The organism is Mesorhizobium sp. M7A.F.Ca.CA.002.09.1.1 (assembly GCF_003998555.1).
GTDB lineage: Bacteria > Pseudomonadota > Alphaproteobacteria > Rhizobiales > Rhizobiaceae > Mesorhizobium > Mesorhizobium ciceri.
The window spans coordinates 1-466 of the sequence record NZ_RZRR01001600.1 but is presented as its reverse complement, the minus strand read 5'-3'; the positions used below and the strand labels follow the sequence as shown (position 1 = coordinate 466).

The 466-nt window shown below is 61.4% G+C and carries 2 protein-coding genes; both read right to left on the bottom strand.

Going from position 1 to position 466, the window contains the following annotated elements:
- On the bottom strand, positions 1 to 183 hold a 183-nt coding region (rpsP, locus tag EN994_RS34885; RefSeq protein WP_127308321.1), incomplete at its 3' end, for a 30S ribosomal protein S16.
- Positions 184 to 220: 37 nt separating this feature from the next.
- On the bottom strand, positions 221 to 466 hold a 246-nt coding region (locus EN994_RS34880; RefSeq protein WP_127308320.1), incomplete at its 5' end, for a chorismate mutase.

Here is a 466-nt window from a genome sequence, read left to right as displayed (position 1 = left end):
CCAATGCTTGACGCGGTCGGCGTCGACCTTGACGCGTTCGCCGTCCTTGGGCAGCAGCGGGTTCCACGAGCCGATGGACTCGATGAACCGGCCGTCACGCGGCGAACGGGCGTCGGCAATGACGACGTGGTAGTAAGGACGCTTCTTCGAGCCCGCACGGGCCAGTCGGATCTTCAAGGGCATTTCTTTTCTCCTAAAAACTAAGTTCGTTGATTGGGTTTCAGTTGGTTTTCGTCACGCCGTTGGAAGCGGCGATCTGTTCGTGGTGGCGGATCACTTCGCGGACGACGAAGTTGAGGAACTTTTCCGCGAAATCCGGGTCGAGATGGGCATCCTTCGCCAGTTGGCGAAGCCGGGCGATCTGCTGCTGCTCGCGTGCCGGGTCGGCCGGCGGCAAGCCATGAGTCGCCTTCAGCACGCCAACCGCCTTGGTGCAGCGGAAGCGCTCGGCAAGCATGTGGATGAG